The organism is Micromonospora sp. NPDC051296, assembly GCF_040682255.1.
Taxonomy (GTDB): domain Bacteria; phylum Actinomycetota; class Actinomycetes; order Mycobacteriales; family Micromonosporaceae; genus Micromonospora; species Micromonospora craterilacus.
On the sequence record NZ_JBFBAO010000011.1, the window covers coordinates 1 to 23,094 of the forward strand.

Genomic DNA, 23,094 nt, shown 5'->3' on the forward strand with positions numbered 1-23,094 from the left:
CATGTTCCGCGACCCGCTCGGCGCGGACCTCTACCAGTCCCTGGTCAACGCGATGCAGGTCAACGAGTCCCCGTCCGGCCTTCAGCAGGGCGACGTGTCGAACCTGCCGTCGTCGGCGAACAGCGCCCAGACCCACAAGGGCTCGTCGTTCCAGTACGGCTGGTGGGGATACGTCGACAAGGATCTACGGGCGGTCCTGGGTGACTCGGTTGCCGGGGGCCCCGGGCGGGCCTTCTGCGGCGACGGGAACCTCGGCTCCTGCCGGCAGCTCCTGCTCGACACCCTGCGTACGGCGGCGGCAACGCCGGCCGCCCAGGTCTACCCGGGCGACGCCAGCTGCGCCGCCGGCAACCAGTGGTGCGCGGACGCGATCATCCAGTCCCCGCTCGGCGGGATCAAGCACGCCACCATCGCCTGGCAGAACCGCCCCACCTACCAGCAGGTGGTCTCGTTCCCGGCCCGGCGCGGCGACGACCTGACCAACCTCACCGTCGGGCGGCCGGTGACGGCTTCCAGCAGCCAGCTCGGCAACGGCACCGCCCGTGCCGTCGACGGTGACCTCGGCACCCGATGGGCCAGTTCCTGGTCGGACAACCAGTGGATCAGGGTTGACCTGGGCACCGTACGGCAGATCGGCCGGGTGGTGCTGGCCTGGGAGGCGGCGTACGCCCGGTCGTACCGGATCGAGGTTTCCACCGACGGGACCAGCTGGCGGGAGGTCTGGTCGACCACGGCGGGCGACGGCGGCACCGACGTCATCGCGTTCGCCCCGCAGCAGGCCCGGTACGTGCGGATGTACGGCCTGACCCGGGCCACCTCGTACGGCTTCTCGCTGTGGGAGCTGTCCGGGTACGCCCACTGAGAACGGCAATCGCGGCCGGGGCGACTTCGCCCCGGCCGCTGCCGACCGTCGCTGGGTGCCTCAGGCCAGCGAGATGTGGTCGCCGCTGACCTTGATCTCCTTGGCCGCCAACGGCATGGGGGCCGGGCCCGCCTTGACCGAGCCGTCCTCGATGGAGAACTTGCTGCCGTGGCAGGTGCAGTTGATGGTGCCTCCGTCGACGTTGGACACCGGGCAGCCCTGGTGCGTACAGATCGGATCGAAGCCCTTGAACTGGCCGGCGGTGGGCTGGGTGATCACCACGCCCTGGGCGGCGAAGACCGCGCCACCGCCGACCGGGATGTCCTGGGTCTTGGCCAGCGACTGGGCGTCCTTCCGGTCCGCGCCGCCGGCGTCGCCGGTGTTGGTGACCTGCGGTCCGCCGCTGGTCGGAGCCGAGCCGTCACCGGTGCCCTCACCGCCGCACGCGGCCAGCACCACCGCCGCGCCGACCGCGCCCGCACCGGTGAGCAGGGCCCGGCGGGTACGCATCTCCGGTCCGGCGAGCACCTGATCGTCACTCATGCCAGCACTCCTGTCTGTTCGGCCACCACCGTGCATGATCCGTGGCTACGTTCACCTACCCGGACCACTCTGCCCGGCGGTTCACCCGATCGGCTACTCGCCGGCGGCGGCGCGACGGCCAACGGGACGCCACGACCGCCAGCGCACCGCACCGGGACGCCGGCTCAGCGGGCTGCGGCGGCTTTCCGGCCGCCGCGTGACCTGCTGCCGTTGGCCTTGGCCGCGCGGGCGGTGGCCGCCGCCGCGCCCTTCGCCGAACCGTCGAGCTTGAGCACGGTACGCAGGAACTGCCCGGTGTGGCTCTCGGCGACCTCGGCGACCTCCTCGGGGCTGCCGGTGGCCAGCACCGTGCCGCCCCGGTGACCGCCCTCGGGACCCATGTCGATCAGCCAGTCTGCGCTCTTGATCACATCGAGGTTGTGCTCGATCGTGATCACCGTGTTGCCCTTGTCGACCAGGCCCTCCAGCACCAGCAGCAGCTTGCGGATGTCCTCGAAGTGCAGGCCGGTGGTCGGCTCGTCGAGCACGTAGACCGTCCGCCCGGTGGAGCGCTTCTGCAACTCCGAGGCGAGCTTGACCCGCTGCGCCTCACCGCCGGAGAGGGTCGGTGCCGGCTGGCCCAGCCGTACGTAGCCGAGGCCCACGTCGACCAGCGTCTTGAGGTGCCGGTGGATGGCCGGGATGGCGGAGAAGAACTCGGCCGCCTCTTCGATCGGCATCTCAAGCACGTCGGAGACGGTCTTGCCCTTGTAGTGCACCTCCAGGGTCTCCCGGTTGTACCGGGCGCCCTTGCAGACCTCGCAGGGGACGTACACGTCGGGCAGGAAGTTCATCTCGATCTTGATCGTGCCGTCACCGGAGCACGCCTCGCAGCGGCCACCCTTGACGTTGAACGAGAACCGGCCCGGGCCGTACCCCCGGACCTTGGCCTCGGTGGTCTCGGCGAACAGCTTGCGCACGTGGTCCCAGACGCCGGTGTAGGTGGCGGGGTTGGACCGTGGGGTACGGCCGATCGGCGACTGGTCTACCCCGACGACCTTGTCCACGTGCTCCAGCCCGGCGACCCGGGTGTGCCGCCCGGGCACCAGCCGGGCACCGTTGACCTGGTTGGCCAGCACGGCGTACAGGATGTCGTTGACCAGGGTCGACTTGCCGGAGCCACTGACCCCGGTGACGGCGATCAGCTGGCCCAGCGGGAAACTCACGGTCAGGTTGCGCAGGTTGTGCTCGCGGGCGCCGTGCACCACCAGCTCCCGCCCCGGCGTCTGCGGGCGTCGGCCCTCGGGCGTCGGAATCTCCCGGCGTCCCGACAGGTACGCCCCGGTCACCGACTCCGGGTTCGCCAGCAGCGCCGGCACCGAACCGCTGTGCACGATCTGGCCGCCGTGCTCGCCCGCGCCGGGCCCGATGTCGACGATCCAGTCGGCGGTGCGGATGGTGTCCTCGTCGTGCTCGACCACGATCAACGTGTTGCCCAGGCCGCGCAGCCGGATCAGGGTCTCGATCAGCCGGTGGTTGTCGCGCTGGTGCAGCCCGATCGACGGCTCGTCCAGCACGTAGAGCACACCGACCAGACCGGAACCGATCTGGGTGGCCAGCCGGATGCGCTGCGCCTCACCGCCGGAGAGGGTGCCGGCCGGCCGGTCCAGGGAGAGGTAGTCCAGCCCGACGTCGAGCAGGAACCGCAGCCGGGCGTTGATCTCCTTGAGCACCCGCTCGGCGATCAGCTTCTGCCGGTCGGTCAGCTCGATGCCGGCCAGCAGGTCGGCGCACTCGCCCACCGACAGGTTGCAGACCTCGGCGATGCTGTGCCCGGCCAGCGTGACCGCGAGCACCTCGGGCTTGAGCCGGGCGCCGCCGCAGGCCGCACACGGCACGTCGCGCATGTAGCCCTCGTACTTGTCCCGCGACCACTCCGACTCGGTGTCCGCGTGCCGGCGCTCGATCCACTGGACCACGCCCTCGAAGCCGGCGTAGTACGAGCGCTCCCGGCCGTATTTGTTGCGGTAGCGCACGTGCACCTGGTCGTCGGCGCCGTGCAGGATGGTCTTCTGCGCCCGCGACGGCAGGGCCCGCCAGGGCGTGTCGACGTCGAAGTGCTCCGCCTCGCCGAGCGCCTCCAGCAGGCGCAGGAAGTATTCCAGGTTGTGCCCGGTCGCCCAGGGTTGGATCGCGCCCTCGCGCAGGGTGCGCTCCGGGTCCGGGACGACCAGCTCCGGGTCGACCTCCTTCTTCGTGCCCAGGCCGGTGCACTCCGGGCAGGCGCCGTACGGCGCGTTGAACGAGAAGACCCGGGGCTCAAGATCCTCGATCGCGAGGGGGTGGTCGTTGGGGCAGGCCAGATGCTCGGAGTAGCGGCGCTCCCGGTCGGGGTCGTCCTCCGCCAGGTCGACGAAATCGAGCAGCACCAGACCACCGGACAGGCCGAGCGCCGCCTCGACCGAGTCGGTCAGCCGCTGCTTGGCGCTCGGCTTGACGCTGAGCCGGTCGATCACCACCTCGATGGTGTGCTTCTCCTGCTTCTTGAGCTTCGGTGGCTCGGTGAGCTGGTGCACCACGCCGTCGACCCGGGCCCGCGCGTAACCCTTGGCCTGGAGCTCGGCGAACAGGTCGACGTACTCGCCCTTGCGGCCCCGCACCACCGGGGCGAGCACCATGAACCGGGTCCCCTCGGCCATCGCGAGGACCCGGTCGACGATCTGCTGCGGGCTCTGCTTGGAGATCCGCTCGCCGCAGACCGGGCAGTGCGGCTCACCGACCCGCGCGTAGAGCAGCCGAAGGTAGTCGTAGACCTCGGTGATGGTGCCGACGGTGGAGCGGGGGTTGCGCGAGGTCGACTTCTGGTCGATGGAGACCGCCGGGCTCAGGCCCTCGATGAAGTCGACGTCCGGCTTGTCCATCTGGCCGAGGAACTGCCGGGCGTACGACGACAGCGACTCGACGTACCGGCGCTGCCCCTCGGCGAAGATCGTGTCGAAGGCCAGGCTCGACTTGCCCGACCCGGACAGCCCGGTGAACACGATCAGGGCGTCCCGGGGCAGGTCGAGGCTGACGTCACGCAGGTTGTGCTCACGTGCGCCACGGATGATCAGACGGTCGGCCACGGTCCGTGTACTCCCGGGTGAGGATGAAGAGGAGGATCTGTCCGCTTCGGGCGAATCCGAGCGGTTGTGCCGGCGCGGAAAGCGCGCCCCGGCAACTGTAGACCCGCCCTACGACAACTTTCCCCGACGGCGGATCGGGCGGGCGGCGCGGCGGTGGGTTTCGTGGGCGATCTCGCGTTGCAGCCGGCGCCAGCTCTCCCACCGCCGGGCGGTCAGCGCGCCGGACTCCAGCGCCTCGCGCACCGCGCAGCCCGGCTCCGCCTCGTGCCCGCAGTCGCCGTACCGGCAGCCGGCGGCGAGGTCGGCGATGTCGACGAAGGCCCGGTCGAGCCCGGCCGAACCGTCCAGCAGGCCGACCGCCCGGACGCCGGGGGTGTCCAGCACGGCGCCGCCGCCGGGCAGCGGCACCAACGCGCGCCAGGTGGTGGTGTGCCGCCCCTTGCCGTCGACCCGGCGGATCGCCTGGGTGGGCATCACCACCGCCCCGGCCAGCGCGTTGACCAGGCTCGACTTGCCGGCCCCGGAGGGCCCGAGCAGGCCCAGGGTCCGTCCCGGGGCCACCTCGGCGCGCAGCGGGTCCAGCCCGGTGCCGCGCTCGGCGCTGACCGGCAGCACCGGCACCCCGGGCGCGAGGGCCGCGAACTGGCGGGCCACCGCCGCCGGGTCGGCCGCCAGGTCGGTCTTGGTCAGCACGACCAGCGGCCGGGCGCCCGACTCGTGCACCAGGGAGAGCAGCCGCTCGATGCGGCCGGCGTCCGGCGCGGGGTGCACCGGCTCCACCACCGCGGCGGCGTCCAGGTTGGCGGCCAGCAGTTGGCCGCTGGCGTCCTTGCCGGCGGTCCGGCGGATCAGTGCGGTACGCCGGGGCAGCACCGCCTCCACGGTCACCCGCCCGTCGGGCCAGGTGCCGAGCAGCACCCAGTCGCCGGCGCAGGGCAGTCTGGTGGCATCGCCCGCGGCGGCGGCCAGCACGGCCCCGCCCAGCGAGGCGCGCAGCGGCCCGTCCTCGGTGAACACGGTGCAGACGCCGCGGTCGACCCGGGCCACCCGGCCCGGACGGTGATCGGTGCGGATACGACGCAGGTACGCCGCCCGGTCGGTGTCCCAACCCAGGGCGGTCAGCGTGATGGTCATGGCTCCTCGTTCAGTGTCGGTGCGGGTGGTACAGACGTGCGGTGACCGGCATGACCACCACCTCCTCCGCTCCGGCGCCGCGAACCATCTCGACGGTAGGGCCGGCGGTGCCGCGCCGGAAGTGAATTCCGTGGCGACGCGGCACGCGCGGACGGTTAGGGTCGGGTACGTGACCATGGACCCCCTTCTGTTGATCGGCGACGTGGACGACGCGACGACTCGCCTGCTGCGGACGGCGGCCCGGCTCGACGCCACCGATCTCGCGGCACCGTCGCTGCTGCCGGGCTGGAGCCGCGGTCACGTCCTCGCCCACCTGGCCCGCAACGCCGACGGCTTCGTCAACCTGCTCACCTCGGCCCGCACCGGCGAGAAGATCCCGATGTACGCCAGCGCCGAGGCGCGGACCGCCGACATCGAGGCCGGCGCACCCCGGCCACCCGAGGAGCACCTGGACGACCTGCGGCGCAGCGCGGACCGGTTCGCCGAGGCGGTCGCGGCGATGCCGGCGCCGGCGTGGGGCGCCACGGTCGAGACCCGACGGGGTCCCTGGCCGGCCACCCTGCTGGTCTGGGGGCGGCTGCGGGAGCTGGAGATCCACCACGTCGACCTGGCCGCCGGCTACCGGCCGACGGACTGGTCCGAGGATTTCGGCCACCGGCTGCTGCACGAGGTGACCACCGCCTTCGCCGGCCGCGACGACGCACCATCGATGGTGCTGCGCTTCGACGGCAGCCGCCACGAACTGGTGGTCGGCGACCGCGAGCGGGCCCCCGTCGTCACCGGTCCGCCGGCCGAACTCGGCGCCTGGCTCACCGGCCGTAGCACCGGCACCACCCTGTCCGTCACCCCCGACGGTCACCTGCCCCGCCCACCCGAATGGATCTAGGGAGCCATGACCTACCGCGGAGATGTCACCCCCGGCGGCCCGCCGGCCGTACGCGAACTCGACCGGTTGACCATCACCAAGGTGTCGGTCGGGCCGATGGACAACAACGCGTACCTGCTGCGCTGCCGGAGCACCGGTGACCAGGTGCTGATCGACGCGGCCAACGAGGCACCCCGCCTGCTGGAGCTGGTCGGGGACGCGGGGCTACGCGCGGTGGTCACCACCCACCAGCACATGGACCACTGGGTGGGGTTGGAGGAGGTGGTCGCCAAGACCGGTGCCCGCGCGTTGGTGCACGCCGACGACGCGGCCGGGCTGCCGATCGAGGCGCAGACCCTGGCCGACGGCGACATCGTGCCGGTCGGCGACTGCCCGCTGGAGGTCATCCACATCAAGGGGCACACGCCGGGTTCGGTGGCGTTGCTCTACCGGGATCCGGCCGGCATTCCGCACCTGTTCACGGGCGACAGCCTCTTTCCGGGTGGGGTGGGCAACACCAACCGGGACCCGGACCGCTTCGCCGAGCTGATCGACGACGTCGAGCACAAGCTGTTCGACCGGCTGCCGGACGAGACCTGGTTCTACCCGGGGCACGGCCGGGACTCGACGCTCGGCGCGGAGCGCCCGCACCTCGCCGAGTGGCGGGCCCGCGGCTGGTGACCGGCCCGGCGGCGGGGGTCAGCCGGTGATCGTACGCAGCCGGCGCCGGGTGCTGAGCAGCACCAGTGCGGCCAGCAGCAGGCCCCCGACCATCGTGACCAGCAGCGGGCTCGCGCCGGCCGGGAGCAGCCCGGCCAGCGACCGCGACGCGAGGCCGACCGCCAGGTAGAGCCCGGCCCACGCGCCCGCGCCGAGCGCCGCGAAGCCGAGGAACCGCCGGTACGACATGTGCAGACCGCCCGCCGCCAGGGGCAGCAACGCGTTGAACACCGGCAGGAAGGGCGCGACCAGCACCAGCCGCCCGCCGTCGCGGCGCAGGATGCGCTCGGCCGCCCCCCACCGGGCCTCGCCGACCCAGCCGCCGAAGCGGCTGCGCCGCAACCGGTCACCCCACCGCCGGCCGACCAGGAAGCTCAGCGACCAGCCGGCGAGGCAGCCGGTGACCACGGCGACGAAGGTGGCCAGCCCGGTGGTGGGGCTGCCGACCGCCACCGCGGCGAGCACGGCGACGTCTCCGGGGACCAGGACGCCGAACAGCGGCACCGCGTCGAAGAGCATGACCACCCCGAGCACCCCCATCAGCAGAGCGACGGGAAGTTCTCCGACCTGGGCCAGCTGGTCTGACATGCCTCGTACGCTAGGGCCTGGCCGCCGGCGCGGACATCGGGTTTCCTCCCGAAGTTCGCCAGGACACACTCGGGGTCATCCCTGATCCCGGTCCGACCCGGGGCGTACATCATTCCGCCGCCACCGCCTGAGGCGCTTCGGCCCGCAAACACGCTTCCCACCGGCTACTGTCGTGAGGGTATTGGGCGATCACCGGCGCAGAGCCGACGGTCGCCCGCATGGAACAGGGAGAGAACGCATGGCAACCGGCACCGTAAAGTGGTTCAACTCGGAAAAGGGCTTCGGCTTCATTGAGCAGGATGGTGGTGGACCGGACGTCTTCGTCCACTACTCGGCGATCGCGTCAAGTGGCTACCGGGAGCTGACCGAGGGCCAGAAGGTCGAGTTCGACGTGACCCAGGGTCAGAAGGGCCCGCAGGCGGACAACGTCCGCCCGATGTAACCCGTGCCGGGGTGGCGGCGGCCCGGTGGCCGCCGCCACATGACCCTGCCGCGCTCGGCCGGCGCCGGTCAGGCGGCCAGGCGTCGGCCCAGCTCCTCCACCACCTGCCGGGCGACGGTGGGCGGAATCGCCGCGGCGATCTGCTCGGGGGTCAGGCCGGCGAGCACCCCGGCGATGATCGCCTGCTCGTCGGTGAAGTCCTTCTTCAACAGCGAGTCCAGCGCCGTCTGGAGCGCGGTGAGCTGTGAGCCGAGGCTGCGCAGCGTCGGGTGCGAGACCTGGAACTTCGGGTCGGTGTGATCCTCGCCCATGGCCATCCGGGTGTAGATCTGGCCGACCGGGTTACGCCCGTCGAGGACGGTGAGGTTGCGGTGCACGGTCTTCAGCCAGTTGTGCTCCTCGGGTGTCATGTCAGGCTCCTCCTGCTTCAATAGGCCGATGGTGCTCAGGTAGCGACGGAACAGCGGGGTCTGGTCGCGGTTCGCCTTGATCGAGTCGCGGAAGAAACTGAAGTGGGTGTGCCACAGGTGGGAGCGGTCGCCGGTGGTACGCCGACCGAGCCGGTCCCAGCGCCGGACCACCTTGCCGTCCGGGGAGTAGATGATCTCGCGCAGGTCCCGGGTGTCCGGGGCGTTCGCGACGCACTGCGCCACGCACCAGGTCGAGAAGGTGATCAGGTTGTGGTTGCTTCCGCCGGCACTGACCCGGAACATGCCCACGTCCAGGGCGGCGGCGTCGAGGGTCAGGCCGTTGCGGTCCCGGGGCGACTCGACCACGGAGTAGTCGTTCGGGACGACCCGGTCGGATCCGCAGTGGTAGCCACCGCGGTGGTTGGCATCACCGACGATGCCGACCTCGCTGGGTTCGAGGTCCTCGTCGCGTACCCGGTTGGGGTCGCGATTGAGATGGTCGAGTAGTAGGCGGCGGACGGCCAGTAGGTTTGCCGGTGCCCGCGTCATGGGTCCCCCCTCAGCGGTCTCGTCGTGAGCCGGGCACGACGGTGACACCGCGTACGCGGTGGGGAGGCCTCACAGGCGAGCCCGGCCATCGGGTGCACAGCGCCGGGCGTGCCCCCACGATAACCCGCTCTCAGATGAATGCCCAGGTCAGAGGCGCATTGTTCACCTTGGAAGAGGCTGTGAGGCAGAGTGGACCACCGGTAGGACCACTGCGGACGGATGATCGGGATCGTGGACGATCTCGCGATATCCACCACGGAGTGTGACGGCCGCGCCGAGGGGTTCGCCGGTGCCGGGATTGCGCGCGTACCGGGGGTGGGCGCCGCCGGAGATCTGCAGCCGCAGCCGGTGACCCGGGGCGAACCGGTGGGCGGCGGGCCACAGCTCCACCGGTACCACGACCGCACCCGTGGCGTCGGCGGGGAATCGCTGCGGGTCGAGCCGGACCAGCCCGTCGCAGACGTTCCAGGAGCGACCCCGGCGGTCCACGTCGCACAGTCGCACGAAGACGTCCAGGTAGCTCAGCTCGCTGCGCAGGTGGATCTCTGCCCGCACCGGCCCGACCACCTCGACCGCGTCGCTGAGCGGCTCGCTGGTCCAGGTCAGCACGTCGGGGCGGGCCTCGACCGGACGGTTGTCCACCGGTCCGGCGCGCTGGGCCACCAGCAGCGGGCCACCCAGCGAGGGAGTGGGGTCGGCCGGGTCGTACCAGAACCCGTCCGGCGCCGACGGCACGGCGGCCGAGGTGCGCAGGGCAAAGCCCGGGTGCAGGTACCACCGGGTGGGCCGGGCGGGCGGGGGCCAGTCGGGCAGGTCGCGCCAGCCGCCACCGGCGCCACCGACGTGCACTCGCACCGGCGCCTCGCGCACCGTACCCGTGGCGTCGGCGCCGAGGTGCGTGTCGAGCCAGCGGAGCCCTTCACGCAGGGCGGCCACGAAGAGCCCCGGGCTGCCGTGGGTCCACGGCCCGACGGTCAGCCGCGGCCGGGCGCCGGTGGCGCGCAGCGCCGCGTAGTCGCGCAGCTGGGCCGGCAGGAAAATGTCGTGCCAGCCGCTGACCATCGCGACCGGGGCCCGGACCAGGTGCAGCCGCTCGTCGAAGACCCGGCTGCGCCAGTAGTCGGCCTGCGGGGTGTGGTGGCGCAGCCACTCCTGGAAGAACGGCACGGTCACCCCGGTGGCGACCCGGTCCGCTTCGATCAGCGGCAGGTGGGACAGCGCGGCGGCCAGCCGGGGCTGCCCCCGTTTGAGTTCCCACTGCCGGGCCAGCCACGGCACGGTCTGCGCCTGCAGCAGCTCCGTCCAGGTCAGCACCGTGTCCAGGGCGAACGACTCCCCCGCGTAGGTGGAGTCCCGGGTGGCCGAGGCGGTGGCCACGGCGACCATCGCCCGCAGTTCGTCGCCCGCGTCGGCCGCCAGGGCCCACTGCACGAAGCCCTGGTAGCTGGCGCCGAACATGCCGAACGCGCCGCCCCACCAAGGCTGCCGGCGCAGCCAGTCGAGAGTGTCCAGCCCGTCGTCGCGCTCGTGCACGAACGGGTCGAACGACCCGCCCGAGCCGCCGGTACCCCGGCACGACTGGATGACCACGTGGAATCCCTGCTCGGCCGCGAGCCGGCAGAGCAGCCGCATCGGCCCGCCCCGGCCGTACGGGGTCCGGATCAGCACGGTGGGCGCACCCGCCAGGTCCGGGGCGTAGTGGTCGGTACGCAGGGTCACTCCGTCGCGTACCCGCAGCGGGATGTCCCGGGTGACGGCGATCCTGCGGACCCGCGCCGGGGGCAGCCGCAGCGCGGCGGCGGCGAGCCGGGATGCCAGCCGATCCAGCACCGGGGCCTCAGCCCGCCCGACGCCGGGGCTCGACGCGGGCGGAGCGGACCGCGTCCCGGTGCTCCCGGATCGACGTTCCCATCGCCGTCATGAACCGGTACACCACCTCCAGCTCGTCGTCGCGGAAGCCCGCCATCACCTGGTCGGTGCGCTCGCCCAACGGTCGGAAGAAGTCGGTGGCCAGGGCGGCGCCCCGGTCGGCGTAGTGCAGCAGGATCTTGCGCCGGTCGGTGGTGTCGCGGTCGCGCCGGATGTGCCCGGCCCGCTCCAGCCGGTCGATCAGGGCGGTGACCGAACCGGAGGAGAGGTCGAGCTGCTCACCGAGCCGGCCGGGGGTGAGCGGCTCGCCGACCAGCTCGGCGTCCATCACGGCGATCAGCGCCTGTAGGTCGGTGGCGTTGAGGCCGTGCTGCCCGGCGAACGCGTGACCGACGTGCTGGGCGTCCCCGCAGTAGCGCCGCAGCTCGGCCGTGATCTCCGCGACCAGCAGTTCCCGGCGCGTGTCCCGCCGCCGGTACATCCCGTGAGCTGCCACGTCCCGCCGCTTCCTCCCGAGGCCCCGGGTCGCAGCATAACCGAGCAGACCCCGATCACTTCGGGGCCGAGAATCTCGGCGAAGGAGAGCTGTTGCGCCAACTCTCTTGATGAGCGAAACTCTCGAAGTTCGAGAAATCCTGGGTCTAGAGACCGGATCGGGGCCGCCGGAATGTCCATGTTCAGCCGGGTCGCCGCCAGCCGCCGGGCCGCGTGGCTCACCGTCGTCGTGGCGATCGTCGGCGGTGCGCTCGTCTTCGGGCTACCCGTCCCCGACAATCCCGCGCCGGTGTCCGCCACCGGCCTGTCCGAGCGGTGGCAGTCGACCCAGGTCGAGCGGCTCCAGGACGAGCTGCCCGGCAGCGACGTCCAGCCGGCCGTCGTGGTGGTCAGCCGCGCCGACGGCACACCGCTCACCGACGCCGACCGCAACGCGGTCACCACCGGCACCGCCGCCCTGGGTCGGCTCGCCGCCGCCGGTCGGGTCGCCCCGCCACAGCTCTCCCCCGACGGCACGGTGGCCCTGGTCGCCGTACCGCTGTCCGCCACCGGCGGTCAGGACGCGGTCGCCGGCAGCGTGACCCGGCTCCGCGCGGAACTGACCGCGCTGCCCGCGGACCTCACCGTCGAGGTAACCGGCGCGCCCGCCTTCACCACCGACCTCACCAAGGTCTTCGAGGGCGCCGACACCACCCTGCTCGCCGTCACCGCCACCGTCGTCGCGCTGCTGCTGCTCGTCACCTACCGCAGCCCACTGCTGTGGCTGGTGCCGCTCGCCGTCGTGGCCGCCACCGAACAGGTCACCCTGCGCGCCCTCGACACGATCATCCCGGCGGTCGGCATCAACTTCGCCGGTGGCGCCGTCACCGGCATCGCCAGCGTCCTCGTCTTCGGCGCCGCCACCAACTACGCCCTGCTGCTCATCGCCCGCTACCGCGAGGAACTCCGCCGCGAACCGGACCGCTTCGCCGCCATGCGCGCCGCGCTGCGCCGCACCGCCGAGCCGATCCTCGCCAGCGGCGGCACCGTCATGCTCGGGGTCCTCACGCTGCTGCTGAGCGAGCAGGAACTGAACCGCGCCCTCGCCGTGGCCTGCGCCACCGGCATCCTGCTCGCCATGGCCTCGGCCCTGCTCGTCCTGCCCGCCGCGTTGGTGATCTGCGGGCGCGGCCTGTTCTGGCCGTTCGTCCCGACGGTCGGCAGCGCCGGCCGGGAGGGCCGGATCTGGGGCCGGCTCGGTGCCGCCGTGGTCCGCCGCCCGGCGCCCGTCGCGGCGCTGGCCACCCTGCTGCTGGCCGGTCTCGCCCTCGGTGGCCTGGGCATCCGCACCGGCCTGTCGGAGACCGAGCAGTTCCGGGTGCAGCCGGAGGCGGTGGCCGGCGCGCAGACACTGGCCCGGGCCTTCCCCGCCGGCACCACCCAGCCGATCGCGGTGCTGACCACGCCCGACGCCGTACCGGCTGTCACCGCGGCCGTCACCGGCGTGCCGGGGGTCGCCTCCGCGCGCCCCGGCCCGGCCGGAGCCACCGTCGCCCAGGTCGACGTCGTCCTCGACGCCGAGCCGGGAACCGCCGCCTCCGACCGGGCCGTCGAGGCGCTGCGAGCGGCCGTCGCCGCCGTACCCGGTTCCGCCCCGCCCGCCCCGGACGGGGTCGACGAGTTGCCCGGCGCCGTTGTCGGTGGCACCGTCGCCGGCACGTACGACCAGGCCGCGGCCGATGCCCGGGACCTGCGGCTCATCCTCCCGCTCATCCTGCTGCTCGTCGGCGCCGTCCTGGTCCTGCTGCTACGCGGCCTGCTCGCCCCGGTGCTGCTGGTGCTCACCGTCGTCGCGTCGTACTTCGCCAGCCTCGGCGGCGCGTGGCTGCTCTTCGACCATGTGCTCGGCTTCCCGGCGCTGGACAGCGGGGTGCCGTTGCTGGCCTTCGTCTTCCTGGTCGCGCTCGGCGTGGACTACAACATCTTCCTGGTCACCCGGGCCCGCGAGGACGCCCGTACCGCCGGCACCCGGGACGGCATGCTCTCCGCGCTGCGGGTCACCGGCGGCGTGATCACCAGCGCCGGCATCCTGCTCGCCGCGGTCTTCGCCGTCCTCGGCGTGCTGCCACTGATCACGCTGACCCAGATCGGGATCATCGTCTGCCTCGGCGTACTGCTGGACACCCTGCTCGTCCGCACCGTCGTCGTCCCGGCCCTGGCGTTCCTGCTCGGGGAACGGTTCTGGTGGCCCGGCCGGGTCACGACCGATCAATAGCCCAGGCAGACGCACTCCGTCATCAACGCGCGAACGTTGCGTACGTAGCTCGGGTTCGGGATGGCCAGCGGCTGCCCCTCCCGAGCGACCGCGCCGTGACCGTAGTTGTACGCCGAGATGACCGCGTTGAGCAGGCAGGAGTCGAGCACGCCAGAGGTGCACAGGCTGGCGTCGAGCCGGTAGTCGGAGTCGAAGTACATGTCACCGATGTACTTGGTGAGCCACGCCAGGTAGGTGCCGCCGAGATAGGCATTGTCCCGGTAGTCCCACACGTCGTAGCTCTGCCCGAACCGCTGGTTCATCCAGGTCGCGGTGTCCGGCATCACCTGCATCAGGCCGATGCCGCCGTCGCAGGCGACGATGTTGGACTGCCAGCCGCTCTCCTGCCAGGCCGTGGCCTTGACCAGATTCAACGGGATGCGGATGTCCGGCGCCGAGGTCGGCCAGTAGACGCGCCCGGCCGCGTCGGCCAGCGCGGCCTTGACCTCTGCCCGGCTGGCCTGCTCGCCCTGGTAGCTCGGCTTGCAGCTGGACGGCGCCGGCTTCGGCGGCGGCGGCGGGACCTTGGTCTCCGTCGGCGGCTTCGGCACCGCCCGCGGGGCGGTGGAGGTGCGCTTGGGTTTCGGGCTCGGTTTCGCCGACGCCGACGGCGACGCACTGGCGCTGGCACTGGCGCGCGGCGCGGCGCCCATCGACTCGACCGCGGCCGGGGTGGCGCTCGGCTGGCCCGGATCGTCCGACTCGGCGGAGTCCGCCGCCGTCGACTCTTCCAGCTTCTCGGGCAGCGCGACCGGGGCGGGCACCTCCCCAGCGGGGGCGTCCACTCTGGCGCATCCGCCCGCCGTCACGAGCAGCAGCCCGGCAGCGAGCGTGATGCCCAATTGTGTGACGATCCGTCCCATGTCGACCCCCTTCGGCACTGACGAACCCGCCGACCCTAACAGCTGTCGACCGTCACGCGGGGGCCCCGCACACCCGCACCGCCAGCCCGTCTCACCCCGCCGCCGGCGGTCCACCGGCCGCCACGGCCCGGTCCCGGGTGGCCCAGGCGACCATGAACACCGCAGTCCACGCCGCTCCCAGCAGCACCGCGCCGACCGTACCGCTGGCGGTGCTCAACCCCAGGTAGAGCCGCGCCCCGCCGACACCGATCACGCCGGCCGCCGCGGTGGTCCACACGGCCACCGCAACCGGCCACCGGGCCCCCCGCGACAGCAGCCAGGCCAGCGTGCACAGGCTCGCGGTCGCCACCGCGTTCTGGGTGGAGAACAGCGCCACCCGGCCACCGCCGGCCAGGTCGGCCACCAACGCCAGCACCACCAGCGGCACGAACGCACCGATCGTGCCGACCACGCTGAGCAGGTCGGCGCGCCAGGGCCGGTGCCGCCAGGCCTGCACCGCGGCCACCACCCCCACCACCACGATCAGCGACGAGCCGCGCAGCACCGACACCGCGGCCTGCGTCGCCTCCACCGCGTCGGGCGTACGCCGCACCGCGAACCAGCTCGCGATCGCCCCGTCGACCAGAGCCAGCCCGCTGTGGCGGACCACCGCCCGCAACGTCCAGGCGATGGCCAACCCGACCACGAACAGCAGCAGCACCCCGGCCGCCAGGTTCGCCAGCAACGCCCAGGCCGACCCCAGCCGCAGGCTGAGCAGGAAGAACAGCAGCCCGTACCGGGCCGACAGCCAACGCACCGGCGGCAGTCTCCCGGCCCGCGCCGCCAGCGCCCGCACCGGGTCGGGATTGCGCCCCAGCCACCGGCCGGCCAGCACCACCGCGACCAGCGCCGCCACCAGCACCAGCACGGCCCCGGTCGCTCGGCCCAACAGGCGGGACACGGTGTCGTAGGACTCGCCCGCCAGGTGGCCGACCAGCACCGAACCGCCCACCCAGCTGACCACTCCGGCCAGGTTCCACGGCGCGAACCGGCGGTACGGCATGCCCGCCGCCCCGGCGAGCCGGGGCACCAGCGTGCGGGCGAACGCGACCCAGCGCGCGGTCAACACCCCCCGACCGCCCATCCGCCCGAGCATCGCGTCGGCCCGGGCCCACCGGTGCGCACCCACCCGGGCACCCCACCGGCTGGCCCGCAGCCGCGGCCCGTAGCGCCGGCCGGAGCGGAACGCCACCGCATCCCCCACCGCGGCTGCCAGAATCATCAGCAGCAGCGCCGGACCGAGCCGCAACGTCCCGGTGTACGTGAGGAAGCCGACCAGCAGCAGGGTGGCCTCCCCCGGCGCCACCAGCCCGATGATCAGTGCCGTCTCGGCGGCGACGACCAGCGCCGCCAGCACGTAGATCAGCCACGGGGGCAGGCTCTGCACCGAGTTGAGCAGATCGTGCATGGCGCCCCCGGATCACCCAAGCCAGACTGCCCTGCAAGTGTGACAGCGGTCTCGGTGGCGAGCTTCACCACCCGGGATGACCCCGACGCCACGCCGCAACCGCGAAGGCGGGAGGATGGATCCCATGCAGCTTCGCACCGACCTCCGCAACGTCGCCATCATCGCTCACGTCGACCACGGCAAGACCACCCTGGTCGACGCCATGTTGCGGCAGGCCGGCGCCTACGGCGCCCGGGGCGAGGTGACCGAGCGGGTGATGGACTCGATGGACCTCGAACGGGAAAAGGGCATCACCATCCTGGCCAAGAACACCGGCGTGCGCTACCTGCCGGCGGACGGCTCCGACCCGGTCACCATCAACATCATCGACACCCCCGGCCACGCCGACTTCGGCGGGGAGGTCGAGCGCGGCCTGACCATGGTCGACGGGGTCGTGCTGCTGGTCGACGCCAGCGAGGGCCCCCTGCCGCAGACCCGGTTCGTGCTCCGCAAGGCCCTCAAGGCCCGGATGCCGATCATCCTGGTGATCAACAAGGTGGACCGTCCCGACGCCCGGATCAAGGAGGTCGTCGACGACACCTACGAGCTCTTCCTCGACCTCGACGCCGACGAGGAGCAGATCGACTTCCCGATCGTGTACGCCTGCGCCCGCGACGGCATCGCCTCGCTGACCCAGCCCGCCGACGGCTCGGTGCCGGACGACAGCCACAACCTGGAGCCGCTGTTCCGCACCCTGCTCGACACCATCCCGCCGCCCGCGTACGACGAGCAGGCCCCGCTCCAGGCGCACGTCACCAACCTCGACGCCTCCCCGTTCCTCGGCCGGCTCGCGCTGTGCCGGGTCCGCCAGGGCACCATCGCCAAGGGCCAGACGGTGGCCTGGTGCCGCACCGACGGCAGCACCCAGCGGGTCCGCATCTCCGAGCTGCTGATGACCGAGGGCCTGGAGCGCAAGCCCGCCGACTCGGCCGGGCCGGGCGACATCATCGCCGTCGCCGGCATTCCGGACATCATGATCGGCGAGACGCTCGCCGACGCGGAGAACCCGCTGCCGCTGCCGCTGATCACCGTCGACGAGCCGGCCATCTCGATGACCATCGGCACCAACACCTCGCCGCTGGTGGGTCGGGTCAAGGGCGCCAAGGTCACCGCCCGGATGGTCAAGGACCGCCTGGACAAGGAGCTGATCGGCAACGTCTCGCTGCGGGTGCTGCCCACCGAGCGTCCCGACGCCTGGGAGGTGCAGGGCCGCGGTGAGCTGGCGCTGGCCATCCTGGTCGAGCAGATGCGCCGCGAGTCCTTCGAACTCACCGTCGGCAAGCCGCAGGTGGTCACCCGGGAGATCGACGGCAGGACCTGCGAGCCGGTGGAGCGACTCACCATCGACGCGCCGGACGAGTACCTCGGCGCGATCACCCAGCTGCTGGCCACCCGCAAGGGCCGGATGGAGCAGCTGGTCAACCACGGCACCGGCTGGATCCGGATGGAGTGGCTGGTCCCCGCCCGCGGCCTGATCGGCTTCCGCACCGAGTTCCTCACCGAGACCCGGGGCACCGGCATCCTGCACCACGTCTTCGAGTCGTACGAGCCGTGGTTCGGCGAGCTGCGGACCCGCAACAACGGCTCGCTGGTCGCCGACCGGTCCGGCGCGGTCACCGCGTTCGCGATGACCAACCTCCAGGAACGCGGCCAACTCTTCATCGAGCCCGGCACCGAGGTGTACGAGGGCATGATCGTCGGGGAGAACTCCCGCTCCGACGACATGGACGTGAACATCACCAAGGAGAAGAAGCTCACCAACATGCGCTCCTCCACCGCCGACGAGACGGAGAAGCTGATCCCGCCGCGGAAGCTGTCGCTGGAGCAGGCGCTGGAGTTCTGCCGCGAGGACGAGTGCGTCGAGGTCACCCCGGCCGCCGTACGCATCCGCAAGGTCGTGCTTGACCAGACCCAGCGGGCCCGTACCGCCGCCCGCCGTAAGCACGCCGGCTGACCCACCGGATGGGCTGGGACGACCTCGACGCGCGGTTGGACCGGGAGTCCGGCACGGTTTCGGTGTACGCGGGGCGGCTCGCCGCCCCGCCCACCTGGACCCGGCACGCCGAGGTCACCCACTACGCGGCGAGCACGATGAAACTGGCCGTGCTCGCCGCGCTGCACCGCGCCGCCGAGGCCGGTCGCCTCGACCCGGACGCCCCGGTCGAGATCCGGAACCGGTTCACCTCGGCCCGGCCGGACGCGCCCCCGTTCTCCTGCACCCGTCAGGAGGACAACGACGCCGCCGTCTGGGACCGGCTCGGAGGCCGCGTCCCGCTGCGCTGGCTCGCCGAACGGATGATCGTGCGATCCAGCAACCTCGCCACCAACCTGGTCATCGAACACGTCGGCCTGCCCGCCGTGGCCGAGGTCTGGGCCCTGGCCGGCGCCCGGCACAGCGTCACCGGACGGGGCATCGAGGACTTCGCCGCCCGCGAGGCGGGCATCACCAACCTGATCACCGCCGCCGACCTGGCCGCCCTGCTCGGTGCCGTCGCCACCGGCGCCACCCGCCCCGGACCGATCGCCACACCGGCCGACTGCGCCGCGATGCTCGACGTGCTCTGCGCCCAACAGATCCGCCAGGACGTCGCCGAGGGGCTGCCCGCCGGCGTCCGCCTCGCGCACAAGAACGGCTGGGTACGCGGCGTGCGGCACGGCGCGGCGGTGGTCTTCCCCGACGACGCCGACCCGTACCTGCTCGTCGTGTGCACCACCGCCCCGCCCGCCGACGGCCAGCCCAGTGGCCGGGCCGACGCCGACGCCCGCCGGTTGGCGGCCGACATCTCCGCCCAGGTCTGGCAGGCCCGCCACGACCTCACTCCAGCAGGTTCGCCCGCAACGCCGCCACCAACCGGTCGGTGATCCCCAGCCCGTCGCGCAGGTACGCCCCGAACGACCCGTGCACCCGCCGTACCTCCGCGTACCCGGCGTCGAGGTACTCCGGGCGGACCTCCAGCACCGGCCGGACCGCCGCCTCGTCCAGCCCGGGGTGACGCCGCCGCATCGCCTCGATGAGCACCTCGCGCAGGCTCGCGGTCAGCGGATTGTTGGCCAGGTAGTCGGCCCGGATCGCGGCCTCGTCCACGCCCAGCGCGTGCAGCAGCACCACGGTCAGCCAGCCGGTGCGATCCTTGCCCGCCGAGCAGTGGTAGACCAGCGGCAGGTTGCTCCCGTCGGCCGCCAACCGCACCGCCGTGGCGAACCCCTCGCGGGCCGAGTCCCCGGTGACGAACCAGCGGTAGATCGCCGCCATCGCCGCGGGCGTGCCCTGCCGCGCCAGCTCCGCGTACGCGCCCAGGTCGTGGCCGAGCAGCACCGCCGAGACGTAGGTGAAGACCGGATGCGCCGGGTCGTGCACCGGCAGGTGCACCAACCGCGGCTCGCCGGGCAGCCGGTCCGGCGGGGCCACCGACACCTCCGAGTGCGCCCGCAGGTCCACCACACAGGCCGGGTCGAGCTTGGCCAGCACGGGCAGATCCTCGTCGATCAGCCGGCCCAACGCGGGGGTACGGATCAGCCGTCCCGCACGCACCCGGCGCCCCTGAGCACCGATCATTCCACCCAGGTCCCGCGCGTTCGGCGCGCCCACGAGCTCCCACGCACGCTCACTCATCGCACCTCCCTCTGCCGTTGTCGCGCCTATAGATTGCCGCACATGACGATCGCCGCGGTACGCACCCATCGCCTCACCGCCCCCTTACACACCCCGTTCGTCACCGCACTGCGCCGGGCGACCACGGTGGACACCCTGGTGGTGGAGGTGATCGACGCCGACGGTCGGTCCGGCTTCGGCGAGGCCCCGCAGGTCTGGCAGGTTACCGGCGCCTCCGTGGCCGGGGCCGAGGCGTGCGTACGCGAACTGCTCGCCCCGACGCTGACCGGCCGGGACCCGGACGACCTGACGGCCCGGTGCGTCGAGGTGCGGCGGGCGGTCGCCGGCAACGAGGCCGCCCGGTGCGCCGTCGATGTCGCCCTGCACGACCTGGCCGCCCGACGCCTCGGCGTACCGCTGGTCCGGCTGCTCGGCGGCACCCGCCTGCGGATGCCCACGGACATCACCCTCGCCGCCGGCAACGCGACCGAGGTCGCGGCGGCGGCCCGCCGGCGCCACGCCGAGGGTTTCGGCGTACTCAAGGTGAAGGTCGGCACGGACGCCGCCGGCGACCTGGACCGGGTCCGCGCGGTCCGCGCCGCGATCGGCGGCGGGGCACGCATCCGGCTGGACGCCAACCAGGGCTGGACCCCGCGCGAGGCGGTCCGGGTCATCCGCGGCATCGAGGACGCCGGGCTCGACGTCGAGCTGGTCGAGCAGCCGGTCGACCGGCGGGACCTGGATGGGCTGGCCTGGGTCAGCGACCGGGTGCGGACCCCGATCCTCGCCGACGAATCGGTCTTCGACCTGCGTGACCTGATGGAGATGATCCGCCGCCGGGCAGCCGACCTGGTCAACGTGAAGCTGGCCAAGTGCGGTGGGCTGTCCACCGCGCGAACCCTGTTGGAGGTCGCCGCCGCGCACGGCGTGGGCACCGTGGTCGGCTCGATGATGGAGAGCCAGGTGGGCATCGGCGCCGCCGCCAGCCTCGCCGCCGCCAGCCCCGGCACTGCCGTCGCCGACCTCGACGCGGCCTGGTGGCTGGCCTGGTCGCCGGTCGCGGGCGGCATCCGGTACGACGCCGCGAGCGTCGTCCTACCGGACTCCCCCGGTCTCGGCATCACCTCGGTTGCCGAAGTAAAGATGCAGACTGAGGATTGATAGCAGTCGGAAAGTTTCATAGGGTCCGGAGAAGATGGGGGGCAACCGGCCGGGGGTGGGCGTGCAGCAGGGTGCGGAAGCGGTGGTCAGGGTCGCCATCGCCACCCTGTGGAGGTCCCCCAGCGCGGTCCGACCGGTCGACGCCCCGGCGCTCGGCACACCCGCCGACGTCGGGGCGTGGGTCGCCGGCATGGACGCCGACCAGCAGGTCAGCCCCGGCGTGCTGAGCCAGCTTCTGCTCGGCGAGCGGGTGCTGGTCACCGAGATCCGCCCGGACGGCTGGGCGCACGTGGTGGCGGTCGAACAGCCGGCCGCCCGGCTCGACCCGCGCGGCTATCCGGGCTGGCTGCCCGTGGCGCAACTGGCCCCGGCCGCGCCGGGCACCGACGCCACGCCGCAGCTCGTCGTCGACGCCACGGTCACCGCCCTCCACGCCACTCCAGGCGGCCAGGTCATCCTGCCCGGGGTCGTCCTGGGCACCCGGCTGGCCCCGGCGGGCCCGCCGGTCGACGGCTGGCGTCCGGTCCACACCCCCGGGCGCGCCGAGCCGCTGTGGCTGCCGGCGGCACACGTGGCACTCGTGCCGACCGCGCCGCCGACCGCCGAGGAGGTGCTGACCGTGGCGACGCGGCTGGTCGACGTCGGCTACCTGTGGGGCGGGCTGTCCGCGTACGGGATCGACTGCTCGGGTCTGGTGCACCTGGTCTGGCGGCGACTCGGCGTCGCACTGTCCCGCGACGCCGACGACCAGGCCAACGCCGCCCATCCGCTGGAACTGGGCGCGGAGCGCCCCGGAGACCTGTACAGCTTCGCCCGGTCCGGGGGCCGGATCCAGCACATCGGCATCGTCACCGCCCCTCCCCGAGAGCCCGACGAGCGGCGCATGCTGCACGCCTGTTACCGGCATCGACGGGTGCTGGAGGAACGGCTGCCGGCCGAGCGCACCGCCACCCTGGTCGGCGCCCACCGGGTCTGAGGAGCGCGAGCCGCCCTCAGGCCCTGTGTCGGCCTAGCGCACCCCGGCGAGTTCGCGGCGCCGGTCCCGGGACGACTTGATCAGGCTGGCCGCGGTGGCCACGGCCAACGTGCCCAGGACGACCGACAGGGACATCCAGATCGGAATGTGCGGCGCCCAGCCGACGGGCGCACCGTGGTTGACGAACGGCAGTTTGTTCTCCGCCAGCGCCTCCAGGATCAGTTTGACCCCGATGAAGCCGAGCACCACCGCCAGGCCGTAGCTCAGGTAGATCAGCCGGTCCAGCAGCCCGCCCAGCAGGAAGTACAGCTGTCGCAGCCCCATCAGCGCGAAGACGTTGGCGGTGAAGACGAGGTACGGCTCATGGGTGATACCGAAGATCGCCGGGATGGAGTCGAGGGCGAAGATCAGATCGGTCGTGCCGATCGCGATCATGACGATGAGCATCGGGGTGAACATCCGCCGACCGTTCTCCCGTGCGGTCAGCCTGGCGCCGTCGTAGCCCCGGGAGATCGGCAGCGCCCGCCGGCTCCACCGGATGAGCACGTTCTCCTTGAACTCCTCCTCGGCCGAGTCGCCCTGCCGGGCCAGGTTGACCGCGGTGTAGATCAGGAAGGCGCCGAAGAGGTAGAAGACCCAGCTGAACTGCGAGATCAGCGCCGCGCCGGCGGCGATGAACCCACCGCGCATGATCAGCGCCAGCACGATGCCGATGAGCAGCACCTTCTGCTGATACTTCCGGGGCACCGCGAAGCGGGCCATGATGATCAGAAAGACGAAGAGGTTGTCCACGGAGAGGCTGTACTCGGTCAGCCAGCCGGTGTAGAACTGCCCCGCCACGCTCGCCCCGGCGGTGAGCCAGAGCCCGGCGCCGAAGAGCAGGGCCAACCCCACGTAGAAGGTGACCCAGAGGCTCGACTCCCGCACGCTCGGCTCGTGCGGACGGCGCCCGATGATGAGCAGGTCCGCCAGGAGCACCAGAGTCAGGGCGACGAGCGTAACCGCCCACACCAGTCCGGACACGTTCACAGTCTCATTCCTCCGGCAGGCACCCAGCAACCGGCACACCGTACGCCTCGCCGACAGTGGGCCGCACGCCCGGTGACGCAGAGATGGCCGTCACCATCCCTGAGTTTCCTAGG

Annotated in this window: 20 protein-coding genes; 9 read left to right on the forward strand and 11 right to left on the reverse strand. The window is 72.4% G+C overall.

From position 1 onward, the window contains the following. Positions 1-862: discoidin domain-containing protein (locus AB0M52_RS02295; protein WP_363947745.1), on the forward strand; the 862-nt coding region annotated here is incomplete at its 5' end. A gap of 60 nt (positions 863-922) precedes the next feature. On the opposite strand, the gene AB0M52_RS02300 is transcribed toward AB0M52_RS02295, so the two are convergent. From AB0M52_RS02300 to rsgA, 3 genes are all read right to left on the reverse strand, one after another. Then, positions 923-1,405, reverse strand: coding sequence for a Rieske (2Fe-2S) protein (locus AB0M52_RS02300; RefSeq protein ID WP_363947748.1), 483 nt, complete (start codon positions 1,403-1,405; stop codon positions 923-925). A gap of 164 nt (positions 1,406-1,569) precedes the next feature. Continuing rightward, complete coding sequence (gene uvrA, locus AB0M52_RS02305; protein WP_363947750.1) at positions 1,570-4,509, reverse strand: excinuclease ABC subunit UvrA; 2,940 nt, start codon at positions 4,507-4,509, stop codon at positions 1,570-1,572. A 108-nt stretch (positions 4,510-4,617) separates the two neighbouring features. Then, the gene (gene rsgA / locus AB0M52_RS02310) at positions 4,618-5,643 is read right to left on the reverse strand and encodes a ribosome small subunit-dependent GTPase A (RefSeq protein WP_363947753.1); all 1,026 of its coding nucleotides are present in this window, start codon (positions 5,641-5,643) and stop codon (positions 4,618-4,620) included. A 169-nt stretch (positions 5,644-5,812) separates the two neighbouring features. On the opposite strand from rsgA, the gene AB0M52_RS02315 reads away from it, so the two are divergent. Both AB0M52_RS02315 and AB0M52_RS02320 read left to right on the forward strand, forming a co-directional pair. Then, positions 5,813-6,529 carry a maleylpyruvate isomerase family mycothiol-dependent enzyme gene (locus tag AB0M52_RS02315; RefSeq protein ID WP_363947755.1) on the forward strand — a complete coding sequence of 239 codons (717 nt, stop codon included), beginning with the start codon at positions 5,813-5,815 and terminating at the stop codon, positions 6,527-6,529. Positions 6,530-6,535: 6 nt separating this feature from the next. Beyond that, the gene (locus AB0M52_RS02320; protein WP_363947758.1) at positions 6,536-7,189 is read left to right on the forward strand and encodes an MBL fold metallo-hydrolase; all 654 of its coding nucleotides are present in this window, start codon (positions 6,536-6,538) and stop codon (positions 7,187-7,189) included. Between the two features lie 18 nt (positions 7,190-7,207). Here the strand turns inward: AB0M52_RS02320 and AB0M52_RS02325 are convergent, their stop codons facing one another. Next, positions 7,208-7,816 carry a VTT domain-containing protein gene (locus AB0M52_RS02325; RefSeq protein WP_363947760.1) on the reverse strand — a complete coding sequence of 203 codons (609 nt, stop codon included), beginning with the start codon at positions 7,814-7,816 and terminating at the stop codon, positions 7,208-7,210. A gap of 238 nt (positions 7,817-8,054) precedes the next feature. On the opposite strand from AB0M52_RS02325, the gene AB0M52_RS02330 reads away from it, so the two are divergent. After that, the gene (locus AB0M52_RS02330; protein ID WP_111219891.1) at positions 8,055-8,258 is read left to right on the forward strand and encodes a cold-shock protein; all 204 of its coding nucleotides are present in this window, start codon (positions 8,055-8,057) and stop codon (positions 8,256-8,258) included. 68 nt (positions 8,259-8,326) lie between these two features. Here AB0M52_RS02330 and AB0M52_RS02335 read toward each other — a convergent pair whose 3' ends face one another. From AB0M52_RS02335 to AB0M52_RS02345, 3 genes are all read right to left on the reverse strand, one after another. Next, a complete protein-coding gene (locus AB0M52_RS02335; RefSeq protein ID WP_363947764.1) occupies positions 8,327-9,217 on the reverse strand; it encodes a hypothetical protein in 891 nt (296 codons plus the stop codon). Between the two features lie 162 nt (positions 9,218-9,379). After that, positions 9,380-11,047, reverse strand: a complete 1,668-nt coding sequence (locus tag AB0M52_RS02340) for a CocE/NonD family hydrolase (RefSeq protein WP_363947767.1) — start codon at positions 11,045-11,047, stop codon at positions 9,380-9,382. 7 nt (positions 11,048-11,054) lie between these two features. Further along, the gene (locus tag AB0M52_RS02345) at positions 11,055-11,567 is read right to left on the reverse strand and encodes a MarR family transcriptional regulator (RefSeq protein WP_363947844.1); all 513 of its coding nucleotides are present in this window, start codon (positions 11,565-11,567) and stop codon (positions 11,055-11,057) included. A 186-nt stretch (positions 11,568-11,753) separates the two neighbouring features. Here AB0M52_RS02345 and AB0M52_RS02350 point away from each other — a divergent pair, with 186 nt between their 5' ends. Beyond that, positions 11,754-13,835, forward strand: a complete 2,082-nt coding sequence (locus tag AB0M52_RS02350; RefSeq protein WP_363947770.1) for an MMPL family transporter — start codon at positions 11,754-11,756, stop codon at positions 13,833-13,835. Here AB0M52_RS02350 and AB0M52_RS02355 read toward each other — a convergent pair. Continuing rightward, positions 13,829-14,737 carry a lytic transglycosylase domain-containing protein gene (locus AB0M52_RS02355; RefSeq protein WP_363947772.1) on the reverse strand — a complete coding sequence of 303 codons (909 nt, stop codon included), beginning with the start codon at positions 14,735-14,737 and terminating at the stop codon, positions 13,829-13,831. The two genes, AB0M52_RS02350 and AB0M52_RS02355, sit on opposite strands and share 7 nt — an antisense overlap. Positions 14,738-14,828: 91 nt before the next feature. Next, entirely contained in the window at positions 14,829-16,184 is a 1,356-nt protein-coding gene (locus AB0M52_RS02360; RefSeq protein WP_363947774.1) for a DedA family protein, read from the reverse strand. 124 nt (positions 16,185-16,308) lie between these two features. Here AB0M52_RS02360 and typA point away from each other — a divergent pair, with 124 nt between their 5' ends. Both typA and AB0M52_RS02370 read left to right on the forward strand, forming a co-directional pair. Beyond that, positions 16,309-18,177 carry a translational GTPase TypA gene (typA, locus tag AB0M52_RS02365; RefSeq protein WP_363947777.1) on the forward strand — a complete coding sequence of 623 codons (1,869 nt, stop codon included), beginning with the start codon at positions 16,309-16,311 and terminating at the stop codon, positions 18,175-18,177. 8 nt (positions 18,178-18,185) lie between these two features. Continuing rightward, positions 18,186-19,085: a serine hydrolase gene (locus AB0M52_RS02370; protein WP_363947780.1), complete on the forward strand. Its 900-nt coding sequence runs from the start codon at positions 18,186-18,188 to the stop codon at positions 19,083-19,085. On the opposite strand, the gene AB0M52_RS02375 is transcribed toward AB0M52_RS02370, so the two are convergent. Beyond that, positions 19,039-19,836 (reverse strand): tyrosine-protein phosphatase, encoded by a 798-nt coding sequence (locus AB0M52_RS02375; protein WP_363947783.1) that lies wholly within the window; start codon positions 19,834-19,836, stop codon positions 19,039-19,041. The two genes, AB0M52_RS02370 and AB0M52_RS02375, sit on opposite strands and share 47 nt — an antisense overlap. Before the next feature lie 42 nt (positions 19,837-19,878). On the opposite strand from AB0M52_RS02375, the gene AB0M52_RS02380 reads away from it, so the two are divergent. Next, positions 19,879-20,976: a dipeptide epimerase gene (locus AB0M52_RS02380; RefSeq protein ID WP_363947786.1), complete on the forward strand. Its 1,098-nt coding sequence runs from the start codon at positions 19,879-19,881 to the stop codon at positions 20,974-20,976. Between the two features lie 34 nt (positions 20,977-21,010). After that, complete coding sequence (locus AB0M52_RS02385) at positions 21,011-21,952, forward strand: NlpC/P60 family protein (RefSeq protein ID WP_363947788.1); 942 nt, start codon at positions 21,011-21,013, stop codon at positions 21,950-21,952. A gap of 33 nt (positions 21,953-21,985) precedes the next feature. On the opposite strand, the gene AB0M52_RS02390 is transcribed toward AB0M52_RS02385, so the two are convergent. Beyond that, positions 21,986-22,981, reverse strand: a complete 996-nt coding sequence (locus AB0M52_RS02390; RefSeq protein WP_363947791.1) for a TerC family protein — start codon at positions 22,979-22,981, stop codon at positions 21,986-21,988. Positions 22,982-23,094: the final 113 nt, after the last annotated feature.

Coding starts and splice junctions, on each gene's coding strand:
- AB0M52_RS02300 (WP_363947748.1), bottom strand. CDS start 1,405: ATGAGTGACGATCAGGTGCTCGCCGGACCGGAGATGCGTACCCGCCGG.
- rsgA (WP_363947753.1), bottom strand. CDS start 5,643: ATGACCATCACGCTGACCGCCCTGGGTTGGGACACCGACCGGGCGGCG.
- AB0M52_RS02320 (WP_363947758.1), top strand. CDS start 6,536: ATGACCTACCGCGGAGATGTCACCCCCGGCGGCCCGCCGGCCGTACGC.
- AB0M52_RS02325 (WP_363947760.1), bottom strand. CDS start 7,816: ATGTCAGACCAGCTGGCCCAGGTCGGAGAACTTCCCGTCGCTCTGCTG.
- AB0M52_RS02330 (WP_111219891.1), top strand. CDS start 8,055: ATGGCAACCGGCACCGTAAAGTGGTTCAACTCGGAAAAGGGCTTCGGC.
- AB0M52_RS02335 (WP_363947764.1), bottom strand. CDS start 9,217: ATGACGCGGGCACCGGCAAACCTACTGGCCGTCCGCCGCCTACTACTC.
- AB0M52_RS02345 (WP_363947844.1), bottom strand. CDS start 11,567: ATGTACCGGCGGCGGGACACGCGCCGGGAACTGCTGGTCGCGGAGATC.
- AB0M52_RS02350 (WP_363947770.1), top strand. CDS start 11,754: ATGTCCATGTTCAGCCGGGTCGCCGCCAGCCGCCGGGCCGCGTGGCTC.
- AB0M52_RS02355 (WP_363947772.1), bottom strand. CDS start 14,737: ATGGGACGGATCGTCACACAATTGGGCATCACGCTCGCTGCCGGGCTG.
- AB0M52_RS02360 (WP_363947774.1), bottom strand. CDS start 16,184: ATGCACGATCTGCTCAACTCGGTGCAGAGCCTGCCCCCGTGGCTGATC.
- typA (WP_363947777.1), top strand. CDS start 16,309: ATGCAGCTTCGCACCGACCTCCGCAACGTCGCCATCATCGCTCACGTC.
- AB0M52_RS02370 (WP_363947780.1), top strand. CDS start 18,186: ATGGGCTGGGACGACCTCGACGCGCGGTTGGACCGGGAGTCCGGCACG.
- AB0M52_RS02375 (WP_363947783.1), bottom strand. CDS start 19,836: ATGAGTGAGCGTGCGTGGGAGCTCGTGGGCGCGCCGAACGCGCGGGAC.
- AB0M52_RS02380 (WP_363947786.1), top strand. CDS start 19,879: ATGACGATCGCCGCGGTACGCACCCATCGCCTCACCGCCCCCTTACAC.
- AB0M52_RS02385 (WP_363947788.1), top strand. CDS start 21,011: ATGGGGGGCAACCGGCCGGGGGTGGGCGTGCAGCAGGGTGCGGAAGCG.